Source organism: Pseudomonas sp. SIMBA_067 (assembly GCF_046534675.1).
Lineage (GTDB): Bacteria > Pseudomonadota > Gammaproteobacteria > Pseudomonadales > Pseudomonadaceae > Aquipseudomonas > Aquipseudomonas putida.
The window spans coordinates 94,813-110,669 of the sequence record NZ_JAWRYH010000012.1 but is presented as its reverse complement, the minus strand read 5'-3'; the positions used below and the strand labels follow the sequence as shown (position 1 = coordinate 110,669).

Sequence of the window (15,857 nt, the reverse complement as noted above, 5' to 3'; positions counted from 1 at the left end):
CAGGGAGGACTGCCCATGCGTATTCTGATCGCCAACGTCAACACCACCGATGCCATCACCGAAGCCATTGCCCAGCAAGCCCGGGCCGTAGCAGCGCCCGGTACCGAAATCGTCGGCCTTACCCCTTGGTTCGGTGCCGAGTCGGTGGAAGGCAACTTCGAAAGCTACCTGGCCGCCATCGCCGTGATGGACCGGGTGCTGGCCTACGAGGGCCCCTACGACGCCGTGATCCAGGCCGGTTATGGCGAACACGGCCGCGAGGGCCTGCAGGAATTGCTGAACGTGCCCGTGGTGGACATTACCGATGCAGCCGCCAGCACCGCGATGTACCTGGGCCATGCCTATTCCGTGGTGACCACGCTGGACCGCACCGTGCCACTGATCGAAGACCGTCTGAAGCTGTCTGGCCTTTATGACCGCTGTGCGTCGGTGCGGGCCAGCGGGCTGGCGGTGCTGGAGCTGGAAGCTGACCCACAACGTGCTGTGGAGGCGATTGTCGAGCAGGCCGAACGCGCCGTGCGTGACGACAAGGCAGAGGTGATCTGCCTGGGTTGCGGTGGGATGGCCGGGCTGGACGAGCAGATCCGCCAGCGCACCGGCGTGCCGGTGGTGGATGGCGTGAGCGCGGCGGTGACCATCGCCGAATCGCTGGTGCGCATGGGCTTGAGCACCTCCAAGGTGCGCACCTATGCCACGCCGCGGGTGAAGAAAGTGGTGGGTTGGCCGATGCGCCTGGGCCGCTGATCCTTCATTGGCCTGTACTGGCCTCTTCGCGGGCTTGCCCGCGAAGAGGCCAGTGCTATCAACCCATCATTTCGACCAGGCGCTGCGCACTGCCACAGGCCAGGGTAAACCCCAATGCCCCATGCCCCAGGTTCAGCCACAGGTTGCGATACACCGTCCCCCCTATGATCGGCACCCCGGTCGGTGTCGCCGGGCGCATGCCCGCCCACTCCACCGCCTGGCCATAATCCGCAGCCATGGGCAATGTCTCCAGCGCCAACCGCCTCATGCTCTGCAACCTGCGCTTTTCCACCGACTCGTCGAAGCCGACAATGTCCACCATCGCCGCCACCCGTAGCTGCTGCCCCAGGCGGGCATAGACGATCTTGCGTTCATAGTCGGTAAGGCTCACCTCCGGCGGCCGATGCCCGGCGCTGATGGGTGCCGTCAGGCTGTAGCCCTTAAGCGGATACACCGGTATCTGCACCCCCGGCAATGCCAAGCCTGGGCCACGATGCCCGGTACACAGCACCAACTGTTCCACCACCCGTTGTTCGTTGCCCAGTTGCAGCGCTACGACCTGGTCCTGGCGCCGTACCAGCTGCGTCACTGGCCGACCAAGCAGGAAACGGCATTGCCCCGAAGCGCGCAACAGTGCCTCCAGGCGCTGGCAGAACAAGTGACAGTCGCCAACCTCTTCATCCGCTGTGAACACGCCACCCACAAACGGTGCGCCCTCCAGCGCAGGGTCCAGCGCGCGCAACTCGGAGGCCGCCAGCACCCGCTGGCTGGCCGGGTCGGTCAATTGCGCCCGGCCATGGGCAAAGGCCCGTTCGCTGCGAAAGGCCACCAGCTTGCCATTGCGCCGCCAGGCAAAATCACCAAAGTTCTGGCTGTCGCGCCACTGCGCCAGAACGGCTTGGCTGCGCAGAGCCAGCTCCAGCAGTTGCCCGGCATTTCGGCGATTGACGCTGCGCCGGCATGCCAAGGTGAATGCCAGCAGCCAGCGCCACTGCGCCGGGTCCAGACGCAAGCGCAGGCGCAGCGGCGACTCGCCCTGCAATAGCCAACCCAGTGCCTGCCAGGGCACCCCGGCATCAGCCAGCGGTGCCACATAGCGATAGGACAATTGCCCGCCATTGGCGAAGCTGGTGGCCGACGCCAGGCTGTCACGGGCCTCGATCAAATCAACCGACCACCCTTCACGAACAAGCGCGTAGGCCGTTGCCAGGCCAACCACCCCGCCACCGATTACCGTTACCCGCTGCTTCATCACCCTTCCCTGTTCCGGCTTCCTGGCCAAACAGTACCAGCGGATCAGGTCGGGCAGCTATGCGCACCGTCATTCAGGCCCTGGCGTACGTTGCGGCTGAGCAGGCTGGCCTTGCCGTCGTGCCAGGTCAGGGTCAGTACATAGAGGGTGTCGAAGTCATCGCCGCTCCAGTCCTGGGTGATCACCTGCTCTTCACCCAAGGCCTTGCCGGCCACCGTGTTGATCAGTTCAGGCAGGTAGCCGTGGGACCAAGCGGTATAGACGGTCGCATTGCGGTATTTGTCGCTCAGCAACTCATCGGCCAGTTCCTCGGTGTCGTTGGCGCCGTAGTCGATATTCACCGGCAAGCCGAGGCGGATGGCGCTGGGGGTGATGGTCATCAGCGGGCGAATGTAGCTGTAGCTCTCGTCCTTGCTGCCTTCTTCGACTTGCCGCGAAGGGTTGGCGGCAAACACGTAGTCGGCATTGCCGAAGCGCTCCGGCAGCAAGGTTGCCAGGTCCAGTGCGCGGTTGAGGCCCTGGCAGTTCAATTGGCCAAGCCCCTCACCCGGTTTCTCGGCATGGCGCAAGAACACCAGGGTCTGGGTGCCATCCACCGGTTCAGCCCGGCTTTCGACAGCCTCCAGCGCCAGCGGCACGGCGACGGCCGTGAGTACCAGGCTCAGCAGCAAATGGCGACGACGGCGGAAGAATGTTGGCAACTTCATCAAGGCAGGCTCGTGTGGCAGAGAAAATCGGGTTGACCCGCCACATCGCCCTGTCAGCTGCAGGGCGCCCTTGTAGTGAATGCCATCCTTGGCAACGAGTGAGGGTCAGAGTGCCCTGAACCCGTTTGGTTCCTCCCTGGAGGTGGATGCCGTTCCCTGGGCAAGGCCTAGGTTAGGGGATGGGTGTTGCTGAATTATGTCCAGTCTCGACTAATCACTCTGAGGAGTAGCCGTCACAGTGCTCCTGCAGCTTCGCTCGCAGGAACAGAGTCGATGATGGTGACATCAAACACCTGTTCGATGAGAGCCAAGTCTTCATCTTTGGGCTCCCGATCATGCTTTGTTTTGAAAGCCTGGATGAATTCGATTTTCTGCCGCTTGTATAACGAATAGGCAATGATACCGAGCGTATCTTGCTCATTTTCTACAAGCACAGAGTAGATGTGGTTGTAGCAGCCGTCCGCCATAAGGCTTTCACCCCTTGCGCAGGCGGAAGTACGCGGCTGTAAAGGCTGCCTTCAGTTCCGAACGGGTCTTCCGCGGGTTAGTGATCACGCTGGCCAGTTCACGCGGTAGCGAAATTTCCATACGTGCACCTGATGCAACTAGCAAAGCGTTAGCTTCGCGTACCACCCTCGAGGAAAAATGCGACTTCATGGAATTGCTCCCCTCTCGCTTGTTGAGTGGGCAAGCTTAACTGGCTGTGAATCGCCCCTCAATCAGACACACGCCGACAGCGCGTGTAGTCCTTTTCCTCAATCATCCCGCGTCAGCACTTCCAGCAATTCGATCTCAAAGGTCAGGTCCGAGCCAGGCGGTATCGCCCCCACACTGCGCTCGCCATAGCCCAGGTGTGCAGGAACCTGCAGTTTGCGCTTGCCGCCAACGCGCATGCCCATCAGGCCCTGGTCCCACCCCTTGATCACTCGACCGGTACCAATCACGCACTGGAACGGCTTGCCGCGTGACCAGGATGAATCGAACTCGCTGCCATCGGCCAGCCAGCCGGTGTACTGGGTGGTGATCAGGGCGCCTTTGACGGCGGCTTTGCCTTCACCCTCGACCAGGTCGATTATCTGCAGTTCTTGGCTCACGGGCACACTCCAACGCTGGAAACAAAGCCGCCCTTTTCTCAGGAATGCACCGGTTTGGCAAGCAGGATCGACGGCACACGATTAGCTGTTCTGCTCAAACACCTCTTGGCCGGTCAGCTCTTTGGTGTGGTTGGCAAAACAGTACCAGGCGGGCTTCTGCTCGACAAAAATCTGCAGATCGAAATCCCATTCCTGATCCCCATCCAGCAGGCCGACCGGCACTGCATGGAAGTCGTTGGCCTTCAGCCGGTAATACAGGTGCGTGCCGCATTGGCCGCAAAACCCTCGCTGGGCCCAGTCGGACGAGTCATAGACACTGGGGGCACGCCCTTCGATCACCGGTGGCTGGCTGCAATGCACCACCAGCAACGGCCCGCCGGTCCACTTGCGGCACATGCTGCAATGGCATGCGCTGATATGAGTGTTGTCGACGGTGACCTTGAGCGTGGTGGCGCCGCACAGGCAGGTACCTTGTTTTTCCATGGCCATGGCTGGTTCCTTTAGCGAGGGTTGGGCCAGCAATTATAGATGCCAGCTGCAACGCGCCTACAAAGGATCGCGTGAAGCTTCAGATGTACACAGTTCCGCGCAGGTACAACGCCGCTCGCCCGCTGATGATCACCCGGCCATTGCCCGGTACTTCACACAGCAGCTGCCCTTTGCGTGCCCCGCCCTGCTCGCAGCTCAGCACCTGCTTGCCCAGGCGGTCAGCCCACACTGGCGCCAGCGAGGTGTGTGCCGAGCCGGTGACCGGGTCTTCATTCACGCCAACCCGTGGGCCGAACCAGCGGGTGACGAAATCAAAGCCACGCCCTGCCGCCGTCACGGCAATACCACGCACGTCGAAGGCCGACAGCGCTACAAAGTCCGGCTTCAGCGTATCGAGCAACAGGGCGTCATCAATCACTACTACATAGTCATCGCTGCGGTACACCGCCTGTGCCTGGGTCAGGCCTAGCGCTTGCAGCAGGCCCACCGGGGTTTCCACGACGGCCGGCTGCTTGGCCGGGAAATCCATGGCCAGCAGCCCGTCAGTGCCACGGCTGACACGCAATTCACCACTGCGGGTGTTGAAGCGCAGTACCTGCGCCTGCTCACCCAGCTGCTCGAACAGCACATAAGCCGACGCCAGGGTGGCGTGGCCGCACAGGTCGACTTCTACGGTCGGGGTGAACCAGCGCAGGTCGAAGGTTTCGCCGTTGCGCACGAAATAGGCGGTTTCCGACAGGTTGTTTTCTTCGGCAATGCGCTGCAGCACATCGTCCGGCAGCCAGGCTTGGAGCGGGATCACCGCCGCCGGGTTGCCACCGAACGGTTCAGCGGAAAAGGCATCGACCTGGAAGATTTCGAGTTGCATGCACACACTCCTTGTTGCCCGGGATTTGCCAGGCAGATGTCTGAAAGGGTTACCGGCTCACCGGGGTCAGTACTGGTTCACCGGCAAAGAATGCCTGCAGGTTGTGCAGCACCAGGGTCACGGTATCGCGCGCGGCCTCCGGCGACTGGCCGGCCACGTGGGGTGTGAGCACCGTGTTGGCCATAGCCTTGAGAGCATCCGGCACCGCCGGTTCGTCATCGAATACGTCCAGGGCGGCGCCGGCCAGCTTGCCTTGCTCCAGGGCGGCCACCAGGGCGTCGGTGTCGACCACGCTAGCCCGGGCAATATTCACCAGATAGCCCTTACCGCCCAGCGCCTCTAGTACCTGGGCATCGACCAGATGCTGGGTATTGGCGCCACCGGGAGTGGCCACGACCATGATGTCGACAGCTTCGGCCAGGTGGAGCGGGCTGTCGTACCAGGTGTAAGGCACATCTTCGCGCGGCGTGCGGCTGTGGTAGCTGACGGGCATGTCGAAGCCCAGGTTGGCGCGCTTGGCAATGGCTTGCCCCACCGCCCCCAGGCCAAGAATGCCCAGGCGCTTGCCACTCACCGACGGGCTGATTACCCGGTTCCACTCGCCGCGGCGGGTGCTGGCGTCAGCACGGGGAATGTCGCGCAGCAGCGCCAGCAACAGCGCCAGGGTGTGGTCGGCGACCGCGCTGGCATTGGCACCCGCGCCGTTGGTAACGGTGATGCCGCGGGCGGCGGCGGCAGCCAGGTCGACTTGTTCGTAACCGGCACCGATCACGCAGATGATCTGCAACTTGGGCAATGCGTCGATTTCTGCGGCAGTCAGCCCCAGCGGGCCACGAGTGAGCACGGCATCGATTTCACTGGCGTGACGCTGGATGGCGTCGGCGCGCAGTTGCGGCGAGGGGGCGCGGATCAGGCGGTAACCGGCCTGCTCCAGCATGGGCAGGTAATCGTCGACGGTTTCTACCAGTACCAAGACTGTCTTGCGCATGCCACCTCCCAATGTTGAAGGGGCATTATGCGGAATCACCGTGCAGTACAGTCAATCGGTAATTGCGCGGAAAATTGTACTGTATTGGTGGAGTGGGAAATGAGATAGCGTAACGGCCGGGAGTCCGGCGTTAGAGATGCGGTGCATGGGAGATCGAGCGCCGCCCGCGCGGCGCTCGATCTCGAACACCCAAATAACTCAAGACGGACCCGAAAGCCCCCTACTGGGCGAACGCTCGCCCTAACCCACCGGGCACACCACTGCTGTCAGTATCTTGCCAAGGCCCATTCGGGCTCAGCGACCAGCTCCAGCCATTATCAAACCGATAGTAGGTACGCTGCCGGTAGAACGTGTTGGGCTGCTTCTCCAATACATATACACCCAGCTTGGGGTCCCAATGGCTCGCCCCGCCAGGTGGTGGCGCAAAGCTGGCCGAGGTGCGCGGCATCGGCTTGGGTATCGCCGCCGGTTTGCTCGGCTGGGTGGACGGCTGCCCACCCGGCAACGGCTTGACCACCGGCCCTTGCGGCGGCACGCGCTCGATCGGGGGTGCCGGCTGTTCATACGGCTGGTGCACCGTACACGCAGACAAACCCAGGGCCAGGGTAATCAGGGTCAGGCGGACGGTGCTATGCATGGCTTTGCTCTCTTACGGGTCTGGGCTGTCGATGGTCAGGTGCTGGGTAGCCTGGGTGGCACTGGGCAACGGCGCGCCCTGGCCAATCCACTCGCCGCGGGTAGGCTGGCCAGCGCGGGAAACACGTGCAACCAGTTGGACTTCGGCAAATTGCGACAGTTTCATCTGCGGCATCATCGCGTCAGCATCGGACAACTCCACTTCGATCGGCAACTGCGCTACCGTCACCCGCTTGGCTGCCAACGGCATGGGCGGGCCATTGCTGGCGCGAGCGAAGATGAACACCGTATCGTCCGGTTTTACCTTGTCCTTCAATGCCGCCGCCAGTTCCACCCGTACTTTCAGCCGCGCAGCCACCGGCGCGGGCTCTGCAGCCTGCCCTGCCGGGCCACCCAGGCGTTCGGCAGCGCGGTCGATGCCGCCTTGCAGGGCCGCACGCGAGGCATCGCCTTCCGGCAGTTGCGCCAGCAGGCGCTTCCAGTAGTCGATGGCTTCCTGGTAACGCTCGCCTTCGAAGGCAGCAATACCGCGCAGGCCCAGGCTGGTCACTTCGTTGGGGTCGGCCTTCAGCGCTTCATCCGTCAGTGCCTGCAACTGCGGGTTCCACTGCTTGTCGGCGGCAAAGTACAGGGCCTGGGCCCACTGGCCGAGCAGCTCGGGCTGGCGGCCAGCCAAGGCGACCGAACGCTCGAAGGTACGCGCAGCATCGGCCGGGCGCTGCTCGGCCATGTAGGCACGGCCCAGGAAGTACAGGGCCTCTGCCGACTCCGGCTGGGCCTGGACCACACGCTCCAGGCGCGTGGTCATTTCTTCCATCGACTTGGGCGCCTCGGCGAATTCCTGGGTCAGCGCCACTTTGTCTGCGGCGCCAAAATGGAGGTACAGCCCCAGCGCCATCAGCGGTACCAGCACTGCAGCCAGCAGCGGCAGGGCTTTGCCCAGATGGCCTTGGCGCGGGGCTTCGGCGCCTTCGGTATCGGCCAGCAGCTCACGGGCAGCCTCGTCACGGCCCTTGGTCAACTGCGCCGCATCGAGCACACCGGCAGCCTGCTGGGCAGCCAGTTCGGCGACGCGCTCCTGGTACAGGGCCACGTTCAGGGCGGTACGGTCTTCTTCCTGCTGGCGGCCACGGCCACGCAGGATCGGGATCAGCAAAAAGCTGAGGGCGGCGAGCAGCAGCAGGCCCGCGCTAAGCCAGAATTCAGTCATGGGTCTGTTCTTTTTCCAGCAGTTTGGCGAGTCGCTCGCGTTCTTCGACGGAAAGCTCATTGTTGCCCGGCAAAGCCGTACCACGGCGTCGGCGCACGATCACCGCCAGCACCGCAAAACCACCGACCAACAGGATGCCCGGGCCGAACCACAACAGCCAGGTACGCCCGCTGAGTGCCGGTTTGTAGCGCACAAAGTCACCATAGCGGTCGACCATGAAGTCGACGATCTGCTGGTTGCTCTTGCCTTCGCCAAGCATGCGGAAGATCTCGCGGCGCAGGTCGGCAGCAATCGGCGCGTTTGAGTCGGCAATGTCCTGGTTCTGGCACTTGGGGCAACGCAGTTCCTTGGTCAACTGCTGGTAGCGTTCGCGCTCGGCGTCGTCGCGGAACTGGTACGTGTCGATGGCCGCCTTGGCCACGCCGGCCAGGCTCATGCCCAGCACGGCAGCTGCCAGCCAGCGCCTCATGGCCTGGCCTCGTCGACCAGGCCCTGGTACAGCGGCGCCAGCTGCTCACGCCAGACAGTTGCATCGACAATGCCCACGTGCTTGTAGCGGATGATGCCCTTGGCGTCGATCAGGAAGGTTTCCGGCGCGCCGTACACCCCAAGGTCCAGGCCCAGGCTGCCCTGCTCGTCACGGATGTCCAGCTGGTACGGGTTGTGGAACTCGGCCAGCCATTTCTGCGCGGCGGCGTTGTCGTCCTTGTAGTTGACCCCGTGGATCACCACGCCCTGCTGCGCCAGCTGGTTCAGGTACGGGTGCTCGACCTTGCACGACGGGCACCAGGTGGCCCACACGTTGACCAGTGCGGGGCGACCCTGCAAGTCGGCCTGGGTCAGGGTGCGGTCGCCCTGGGTCGAAGCCAGGGAAAACACCGGGAACGGTTTGCCGATCATTGCCGACGGCAGCTCGTCGGGCTTGAGAAACAGCCCCTTGTAGAGAAACACCGCCACCAGCAGGAACACTGCCAGGGGGACTACCATGATCCAACGCTTCATGCAGCTGCTCCAGACACGCCCAGGGCATCACGCACCCGGGTCTTGACCTTGACGCGGTAGCGCCGGTCGAGTGCCGCCAGCAACCCGCCCAGGCCGGTCAGCAGACCGCCCAGCCAGATCCAGCGGACATAGGGCTTGATGTGCACACGCACCGCCCAGGCGCCGTTTTCCAGCGGCTCGCCCAGGGCAACGTAAAGGTCGCGGGTAAAGCCGGCATCGATGCCAGCTTCGGTCATCATCGACTGCTGCACGGTGTACAGGCGCTTTTCCGGGTGCAGGGTAGTCACTTCACGGCCATCACGGCTGACCACGACGGTACCTTTGTCGGAGATGAAGTTCGGCCCCTCGAAGTGCTTGGCGCCCTGGAACAGGAAGTGATACCCACCCAGCTCCACGCTTTCGCCCGGGGCCATGCGCAGGTCGCGTTCGGCGCTGTTGTTGCTCGACAGCACCACGCCCAGCGCACACACCGCCAGGCCCAGGTGTGCCAGTTGCATGCCCCAGTAGCTGCGTCCCAGGCCAGGCAGGCCCCTCAGCAGGCCTTTGTGACGGGTCTTGTCGAGGATGTCGCGCAGCCCGCCGAGTACCACCCAGGCCGCCAGGGCGAAGGCGGTCAGGGTCGGCCAGTCGAAGTCGTCAACGATAAAACCGGCAACCGGGGCAAGGATGGCACTGCCGATCAGCACAGGGGTGATCATGCTGATCAGCCATTTGCCCGGGGTGTCCTTCCAGCGCACCAGCACGCCCACGCTCATTACCACCATGAGCAGCGCCATCAGCGGCAGGAACAAGGCATCGAAATACGGCGGACCCACCGACAGCTTGGCCCCGGTCAGGGCATCAAGCACCAGCGGGTACAGCGTGCCGAGCAGAATCATCGACGCGGCCACCACCAGAACCAGGTTGTTGGCCAGCAGCAGCGTCTCGCGGGACCACAGGGCGAAGCCGACCTGGCTCTTGACCACCGGTGCGCGCAGGGCGAAGAGGGTGAGCGAACCACCGACCACGAACAACAGGAAGAACAGGATGAAAATGCCCCGCGACGGGTCGGCGGCAAACGCGTGCACCGAGGTCAGCACGCCAGAGCGCACCAGGAAGGTACCCAGCAGGCTCAGCGAGAATGCGGCAATAGCCAGCAGCACGGTCCAGCTTTTGAACACCCCACGTTTTTCGGTCACCGCCAGCGAGTGGATCAGCGCCGTGCCCACCAGCCAGGGCATGAACGAGGCGTTTTCCACCGGGTCCCAGAACCACCAGCCACCCCAGCCCAGCTCATAGTAGGCCCACCACGAGCCCAGGGTGATGCCAACCCCCAGGAAGGCCCAGGCGACGATGGTCCAAGGCCGCGACCAGCGCGCCCAGGCAGCGTCCAGGCGGCCACCGAGCAAGGCGGCAATGGCGAAGGCAAAGGCCACCGAGAAGCCCACGTAGCCCATGTACAGCATCGGCGGGTGAACGATCAGGCCGAAGTCCTGCAGCAGCGGGTTGAGGTCGCGGCCGTCGGTGGGCACTTGCGGCAGCAGGCGCTGAAACGGGTTGGAGGTGATGATCAGGAAGCTCAGGAAGCCGACGCTGATCATGCCCATCACCGCCAGCACGCGAGCCAGCATCACCTGCGGCAACTGACGCGAGAACACCGACACGGCAAAGGTCCAGCCGCCCAGGATAAACGCCCACAGCAGCAACGAACCTTCGTGGGCGCCCCATACGGCGCTGAACTTGTAGTACCACGGCAAGGCGCTGTTGGAGTTGCTGGCCACATAGGCGACGGAGAAGTTGTCGGTCATGAAGGCATGGGTCAAACAGGCGAAGGCAAAGGCCAGGAAGGCGAATTGCCCCCACGCCGCCGGGCGCGCCAGGCTCATCCACAGGCTGTCGCCACGCCAGGCGCCGAGCAGCGGCACACTGGCCTGCACGGCGGCAAAGCAGATGGCCAGAATCATCGCCAGCTGGCCGAGTTCAGGGATTACCAGTGCCGCATTCATGGCTTGGCCTCCGTACCGGTGGCGGCCTGGCCGCTTTCCTTCAGGGCCTTGCTGACCTCGGGCGGCATGTACTTCTCATCGTGCTTGGCCAGTACTTCATCGGCCACCACCACGCCTTCGGCGTTGACCTTGCCCAAGGCGACGATGCCCTGCCCTTCGCGGAACAGGTCGGGCAGGATGCCGCGGTAGGTGATTGGCACCGACTTGTTGAAGTCGGTGACCACAAAGCGCACGTCCAGCGAGTCGGACGAGCGCTGCACCGAGCCCTTCTCGACCATGCCGCCAGCACGGATGCGGGTGTCCAGCGGCGCTTCGCCGTTGGCGATCTGGGTCGGTGTGTAGAACAGGTTGATGTTCTGCTGCAATGCGCTCAAGGCAAAGCCGACGGCAACCCCGACGCCGGCCAGCAGGCCGACGATGAGCAACAGGCGTTTCTTGCGCTGCGGATTCACTGGTTGTTCTCCCGGCGCAAACGGCGCGCCTCTTCTTGCAGGTAGCGACGGCGGGCCAACAGCGGCGCAGCGACATTCAGCGCCAGCACCGCCAGGCAGATGCCATAGGCCGACCACACGTACAGGCCATGGTGGCCCATGGCGAGAAAATCACCGAAGGTGGCAAAGCTCATTGTGCGCTCCTCCGCCCCAGGCTGTTCAACACTTCGTCCCTGACCCAACTGGCGCGCGCCTCGCGCTTGAGCACTTCAAGGCGCATGCGAAGCAACAGCACAGCACCGAAGAAACAGTAGAAACCCAACGCCGTGCACAGCAGCGGCAACCACATTTCTGCGGGCATCGCCGGTTTTTCGGTCAGGGTGAAGGTCGCGCCCTGATGCAGGGTGTTCCACCACTCCACCGAGTACTTGATGATCGGGATGTTGACCACGCCGACAATCGCCAGCACCGCACAGGCCTTGGACGCACTGTCACGATTACTGATTGCCTGGCCCAGCGCAATAATGCCGAAGTACAGGAACAGCAGGATGAGCATGGACGTAAGGCGGGCGTCCCACACCCACCAACTGCCCCAGGTCGGCTTGCCCCAGATGGCGCCGGTAACCAGCGCCACGGCGGTCATCCAGGCGCCGATGGGCGCGGCACATTGCAGGGCGACGTCGGCCAGTTTCATCTTCCACACCAGCCCCACTACCCCGGCGACCGCCAGCAGCACGTAGCAGGACTGCGCCAGCATCGCCGCCGGCACATGAATGTAGATGATGCGGAAGCTGTTGCCTTGCTGGTAGTCCTGAGGGGCGAACGCCAGGCCCCAGGTGATACCGACCAGCAACAGGAGCACGGCAGCGCCGGCCAGCCATGGCAGCATACGGCCGCTGATGGCATAGAACCATTTCGGGGAGCCCAGCTTGTGGAACCACGTCCAGCTTATTTTCATCAGGGTACATCCAGGGTATTTGCCGGGCTTGAAAGCCCGGGACTCGTTATTCGCCGACGCTGATCTTCAGGCCGGCCGCTATCGCAAAGGGTGCCAGGGTAACGGCCAGGGCCGTCAGGCTGGCGAGCCAGAGCAGGTGGCCGGTTGCGGGCATATTTTGCAACGCCGCTTGCAACGCGCCACTGCCCAGGATCAATACAGGGATATACAACGGCAGAATCAGCAACGCCAGTAACAAACCACCGCGCTTCAGACCGACTGTCAGCGCCGCACCTACCGCGCCCAGCAGGCTCAGTACCGGTGTGCCCAGCAGCAGGGAGCCGAGCAGCACCGGCAGGCAATGGCTCGGCAGCCCCAGCATCAGCGCCAGTAGCGGCGCCAACAATACCAGCGCCAGCCCGGAAAAGATCCAGTGCGCCAGCACCTTGGCCAGCACCAGCAGCGCCAGCGGGTGCGGCGACAGCACCCACTGTTCCAGCGAGCCATCCTCGAAATCGCTGCGGAACAAGCCGTCCAGCGACAGCAGCACTGCCAGCAGCGCCGCTACCCAGACCAGGCCCGGCGACAAGGTTTGCAACAATTGGCTTTCGGGGCCGACTGCCAGCGGGAACATGGCCACGACGATGGCGAAGAACACCAGCGGGTTGGCCAGCTCGGCAGGACGACGGAACAGCAGGCGCGCTTCGCGACGCAACAACAGGATGAATACGCTCATGCCGCCCATTGCCCCAGGTTCAGTTCACGGTAACCGGAGGGCTTGCGTTCCAGCGTATGGTGGGTGGTCAGCACCACCGTGCCACCCTGCTCGCAGTGGGCCGCCAGGTGCGCTTCGAGCTGCGCTACGCCTTGCTTGTCCAGGGCAGTGAACGGCTCGTCGAGAATCCACAGCGGCGGGCTGGCCAGGTGCAGCCGGGCCAGGGCCACGCGGCGCTGCTGACCGGCCGACAGGGTATGGCAGGGTACGTCTTCGAAACCGCGCAAACCGACAGCCTCCAGCGCCGCCCAGATCGCCTCGCGGCTGGCCGGCTGGTGCAGGGCGCACAGCCAGGTGAGGTTTTCCTCGGCGGTGAGCAGGTCCTTGATGCCCGCGGCGTGACCGATCCACAGCAGAATGCTGGCCAGGGCATGGCGCTGCTCGGCCAGGGGCTTGCCGCCCAGCAATATCTGCCCGGCGGTGGGTTGCATCAACCCGGCCAGCAGCCGCAGCAAACTGGTCTTGCCGCTGCCGTTGGGGCCGCTGATCTGCAGCATGTCGCCGGCGCCCAGCTCGAAATCGAGCTGCTCGAACAGCAGGCGCCAGTCGCGCTCGCAGGCCAGGCCCGCAGCTTGGAGGTGAAGGGTCACGGTTTCGCCTTATCTTTGTAGGGCTTCGGGCCGGCGTCGCCTGTTTCGCGGGCTTGCCCGCGAAGCAGGCGACGCCGCTCCAGAACCCTTGTGTCTCAAGTCGCCCCGCGCGCTGCCGTTATACTGGCAACCACGGGCGGTCGGCATTATTACACGCGCCACCGCGCTGCCAAGAGGCCGGGTCCGACAGGTTGTATACAATCATGACTGAAATCAATAGTCTCGGCGCACAAACCGCGATCAACAGCCAAGCCATGAAGGCGGGCATGACCGGCGAACTGCTGCGCCTGATCCAGGCGCAGCCCGGCCTGCTGGCACCCGGCGAGACCGCACAGGCCGAGGTCGTGTCGTTGCGCCAGACGGGCCAGGACTTCCAGCTGGTGCTGCGGTTGATACAGGCCAACGGCGTACAGACCCAACTGCAAGCCAGCGCCAGCCAGCCCTTGCCCCAAGGCAGCCAGGTCACTGTCAGCCAGACCGAGAGCAACCGCCTGGCAATCATGCTGCAGCAGGCCAACGCCAGCCAGATCACCACCCTCACTCGCCTGGATACCAGCAAAGTGCCCGTCGGCACGCTGCTGCAAGGCAAGGTCCTGACCAACCAGGCATTGGCCCAGGCGCCTGGGCAACCGGCGAGCTACCGGGCGCTGGTCAGCCTGCTCAACACTGCCCAGGCCGGCTCCACCCTTAGCATCGACAGCCCGCGCCCGCTGGCCATTGGCAGCCTGCTCAGCGCACTGGTGCAGGGCGACCAGTCGCTGCGCTTTGTCCCGCTTAGCGGCAGGCAGGACCAGCTCAGCATTGCCCAGCAACTGCTGACCCAGCAAAACCGCCAGGCCTCGCTGCCCGGCCTGCTCAACGCCCTGCAACAGCTCACCCGCGACCCGGGCGTCGATGGCGACCTGCGTGCCAGCGCCGAGCGCCTGCTGGCCGGCCTGCCAGACGCCCGCCAGCTGGGCGACGCCAAGGCCGTGGCCCAGGCCCTGAACAACAGCGGCACTTTCCTTGAAGCGAAACTGCTGGGCGGCTTTCCTGCCAGCGTGGCCACAGACCTGAAGGCCCACCTGCTGCGCCTGATCACTCAGGCCCCGGCCAACGCACCCGGCACGCCCAACCTCGCGCCCGCCAGCCTGGCCGTGACCATGCCGGCGCTGGCCCGCAGCGCGCTGGGCATGCTCGAACGGGTCAGCCCCAAGCCGCAGCCAGGGGCGTTCCCCCTGCCCTCGCGCCTGCTCAAGGCCATGGAAGACGAAGGCGACCTGCAACAACTGCTGCGCCTGGCCGCTGCGGCCATCTCGCGCCTGCAAAGCCATGCCATGAGCAGCCTGCAACAAACCGGCACGCTGGAAAACGGCAATCTGCAGACCACCTGGCAAACTGAAGTGCCGATCCGCCACGGCCAGGAGTTCATCCCATTGCAGGTCAAACTGCAGCGTGAAGAAACCCCGCAACAGCAGGCAGACCGCCAACCCGAAGCACAGGACCCTCTGCAAGCCCTGTGGCGCATCGAACTGGCCTTCGACCTTTCACCTCTCGGCCCACTGCAAGTACAGGCGCAGTTCAGCCAAGGCCGCCTGAGCGGGCACCTGTGGGCAGAGCGCGAACAAACCGCAAAGCTGATCGACAGCCAGCTCGGTGCATTGCGCCAGCGCCTGCTGGAGCGGGGTCTGGAGGTTGGCGACCTGGAATGCCACCCGGGCATCCCCCCTCAAGGCCCGCGCACACGGGTTGAGCAACGCTGGGTAGACGAAAACGCATGACACAGAAACCACTCCGCCAGGCCATTGCCCTGACCTACGACGGCCAGCAGGCCCCAACCCTCACCGCCAAAGGTGACGATGCGCTGGCCGAGGCCATCCTGGCCCTGGCCCGCGAGCATGACGTGCCGATCTACGAAAACGCCGAACTGGTGCGCCTGCTGGCACGCCTGGAACTGGGCGAGCAGATCCCGGAGGCACTGTACCTGACCATTGCCGAGATCATTGCCTTCGCCTGGCAACTGCGGGGCAAGGTGCCCGCCGGTTTCAGCGACGAAGCCGAGGCGCCGCGCGACATCACTCCGGTCACCGCACTGCTGCCGCCGGCAAACCACCGGTAGTTATCTACCACCGCCGTCGGCGTCAGCCGTTCAGCCTTGCCATTCCTGTCA

The 15,857-nt window shown here is 64.1% G+C and carries 20 protein-coding genes; 3 read left to right on the top strand and 17 right to left on the bottom strand.

Annotation, left to right across the window (positions count from 1 at the left end):
• The first annotated feature begins 15 nt into the window (after positions 1 to 15).
• Complete coding sequence (locus SB765_RS23165; RefSeq protein WP_410909971.1) at positions 16 to 744, top strand: aspartate/glutamate racemase family protein; 729 nt, start codon at positions 16 to 18, stop codon at positions 742 to 744.
• Between the two features lie 58 nt (positions 745 to 802).
• Here SB765_RS23165 and SB765_RS23160 read toward each other — a convergent pair whose 3' ends face one another.
• The 17 genes from SB765_RS23160 to ccmA all read right to left on the bottom strand — a co-directional run bounded on the left by SB765_RS23160 (position 803) and on the right by ccmA (position 13,708).
• The gene (locus SB765_RS23160; protein WP_410931997.1) at positions 803 to 1,996 is read right to left on the bottom strand and encodes a D-amino acid dehydrogenase; all 1,194 of its coding nucleotides are present in this window, start codon (positions 1,994 to 1,996) and stop codon (positions 803 to 805) included.
• Between the two features lie 44 nt (positions 1,997 to 2,040).
• Positions 2,041 to 2,703, bottom strand: a complete 663-nt coding sequence (locus tag SB765_RS23155) for a histidine phosphatase family protein (protein ID WP_341796402.1) — start codon at positions 2,701 to 2,703, stop codon at positions 2,041 to 2,043.
• 233 nt (positions 2,704 to 2,936) lie between these two features.
• A complete protein-coding gene (locus tag SB765_RS23150; protein WP_341796403.1) occupies positions 2,937 to 3,170 on the bottom strand; it encodes a hypothetical protein in 234 nt (77 codons plus the stop codon).
• Positions 3,171 to 3,458: 288 nt separating this feature from the next.
• Entirely contained in the window at positions 3,459 to 3,797 is a 339-nt protein-coding gene (locus SB765_RS23145) for an FKBP-type peptidyl-prolyl cis-trans isomerase (protein WP_016488389.1), read from the bottom strand.
• Positions 3,798 to 3,878: 81 nt separating this feature from the next.
• Positions 3,879 to 4,286, bottom strand: a complete 408-nt coding sequence (locus tag SB765_RS23140; RefSeq protein WP_016498587.1) for a GFA family protein — start codon at positions 4,284 to 4,286, stop codon at positions 3,879 to 3,881.
• A 79-nt stretch (positions 4,287 to 4,365) separates the two neighbouring features.
• Complete coding sequence (locus tag SB765_RS23135; protein WP_410909969.1) at positions 4,366 to 5,154, bottom strand: PhzF family phenazine biosynthesis protein; 789 nt, start codon at positions 5,152 to 5,154, stop codon at positions 4,366 to 4,368.
• A 49-nt stretch (positions 5,155 to 5,203) separates the two neighbouring features.
• Entirely contained in the window at positions 5,204 to 6,142 is a 939-nt protein-coding gene (locus SB765_RS23130; protein ID WP_410909968.1) for a 2-hydroxyacid dehydrogenase, read from the bottom strand.
• Between the two features lie 220 nt (positions 6,143 to 6,362).
• Complete coding sequence (locus tag SB765_RS23125; protein ID WP_016488394.1) at positions 6,363 to 6,779, bottom strand: hypothetical protein; 417 nt, start codon at positions 6,777 to 6,779, stop codon at positions 6,363 to 6,365.
• A gap of 12 nt (positions 6,780 to 6,791) precedes the next feature.
• Positions 6,792 to 7,988: a c-type cytochrome biogenesis protein CcmI gene (ccmI, locus tag SB765_RS23120; RefSeq protein WP_341796406.1), complete on the bottom strand. Its 1,197-nt coding sequence runs from the start codon at positions 7,986 to 7,988 to the stop codon at positions 6,792 to 6,794.
• Positions 7,981 to 8,457 (bottom strand): cytochrome c-type biogenesis protein, encoded by a 477-nt coding sequence (locus SB765_RS23115; protein ID WP_016498583.1) that lies wholly within the window; start codon positions 8,455 to 8,457, stop codon positions 7,981 to 7,983. The genes ccmI and SB765_RS23115 overlap by 8 nt, the downstream gene beginning before the upstream one ends.
• Positions 8,454 to 8,990: a DsbE family thiol:disulfide interchange protein gene (locus SB765_RS23110; protein ID WP_016498582.1), complete on the bottom strand. Its 537-nt coding sequence runs from the start codon at positions 8,988 to 8,990 to the stop codon at positions 8,454 to 8,456. Before SB765_RS23110 ends, SB765_RS23115 begins: the two co-directional genes overlap by 4 nt.
• A complete protein-coding gene (locus SB765_RS23105; protein WP_341796409.1) occupies positions 8,987 to 10,975 on the bottom strand; it encodes a heme lyase CcmF/NrfE family subunit in 1,989 nt (662 codons plus the stop codon). Before SB765_RS23105 ends, SB765_RS23110 begins: the two co-directional genes overlap by 4 nt.
• Positions 10,972 to 11,427: a cytochrome c maturation protein CcmE gene (gene ccmE / locus SB765_RS23100; RefSeq protein ID WP_341796410.1), complete on the bottom strand. Its 456-nt coding sequence runs from the start codon at positions 11,425 to 11,427 to the stop codon at positions 10,972 to 10,974. Before ccmE ends, SB765_RS23105 begins: the two co-directional genes overlap by 4 nt.
• Positions 11,424 to 11,600 (bottom strand): heme exporter protein CcmD, encoded by a 177-nt coding sequence (gene ccmD / locus SB765_RS23095; RefSeq protein WP_012273475.1) that lies wholly within the window; start codon positions 11,598 to 11,600, stop codon positions 11,424 to 11,426. The genes ccmE and ccmD overlap by 4 nt, the downstream gene beginning before the upstream one ends.
• Positions 11,597 to 12,364 carry a heme ABC transporter permease gene (locus tag SB765_RS23090; RefSeq protein ID WP_016498579.1) on the bottom strand — a complete coding sequence of 256 codons (768 nt, stop codon included), beginning with the start codon at positions 12,362 to 12,364 and terminating at the stop codon, positions 11,597 to 11,599. Before SB765_RS23090 ends, ccmD begins: the two co-directional genes overlap by 4 nt.
• Before the next feature lie 46 nt (positions 12,365 to 12,410).
• Positions 12,411 to 13,079, bottom strand: coding sequence for a heme exporter protein CcmB (gene ccmB, locus SB765_RS23085; protein WP_012051653.1), 669 nt, complete (start codon positions 13,077 to 13,079; stop codon positions 12,411 to 12,413).
• Positions 13,076 to 13,708, bottom strand: a complete 633-nt coding sequence (ccmA, locus tag SB765_RS23080; RefSeq protein WP_043197171.1) for a cytochrome c biogenesis heme-transporting ATPase CcmA — start codon at positions 13,706 to 13,708, stop codon at positions 13,076 to 13,078. Before ccmA ends, ccmB begins: the two co-directional genes overlap by 4 nt.
• Before the next feature lie 203 nt (positions 13,709 to 13,911).
• Here ccmA and SB765_RS23075 point away from each other — a divergent pair, with 203 nt between their 5' ends.
• Together SB765_RS23075 and SB765_RS23070 are read left to right on the top strand one after the other, a co-directional pair.
• Positions 13,912 to 15,468, top strand: a complete 1,557-nt coding sequence (locus tag SB765_RS23075; RefSeq protein WP_410931996.1) for a flagellar hook-length control protein FliK — start codon at positions 13,912 to 13,914, stop codon at positions 15,466 to 15,468.
• On the top strand, positions 15,465 to 15,806 hold the full coding sequence (locus tag SB765_RS23070) for an EscU/YscU/HrcU family type III secretion system export apparatus switch protein (protein WP_341796413.1): 342 nt from the start codon (positions 15,465 to 15,467) through the stop codon (positions 15,804 to 15,806). The genes SB765_RS23075 and SB765_RS23070 overlap by 4 nt, the downstream gene beginning before the upstream one ends.
• The last annotated feature ends 51 nt before the right edge of the window (positions 15,807 to 15,857 follow it).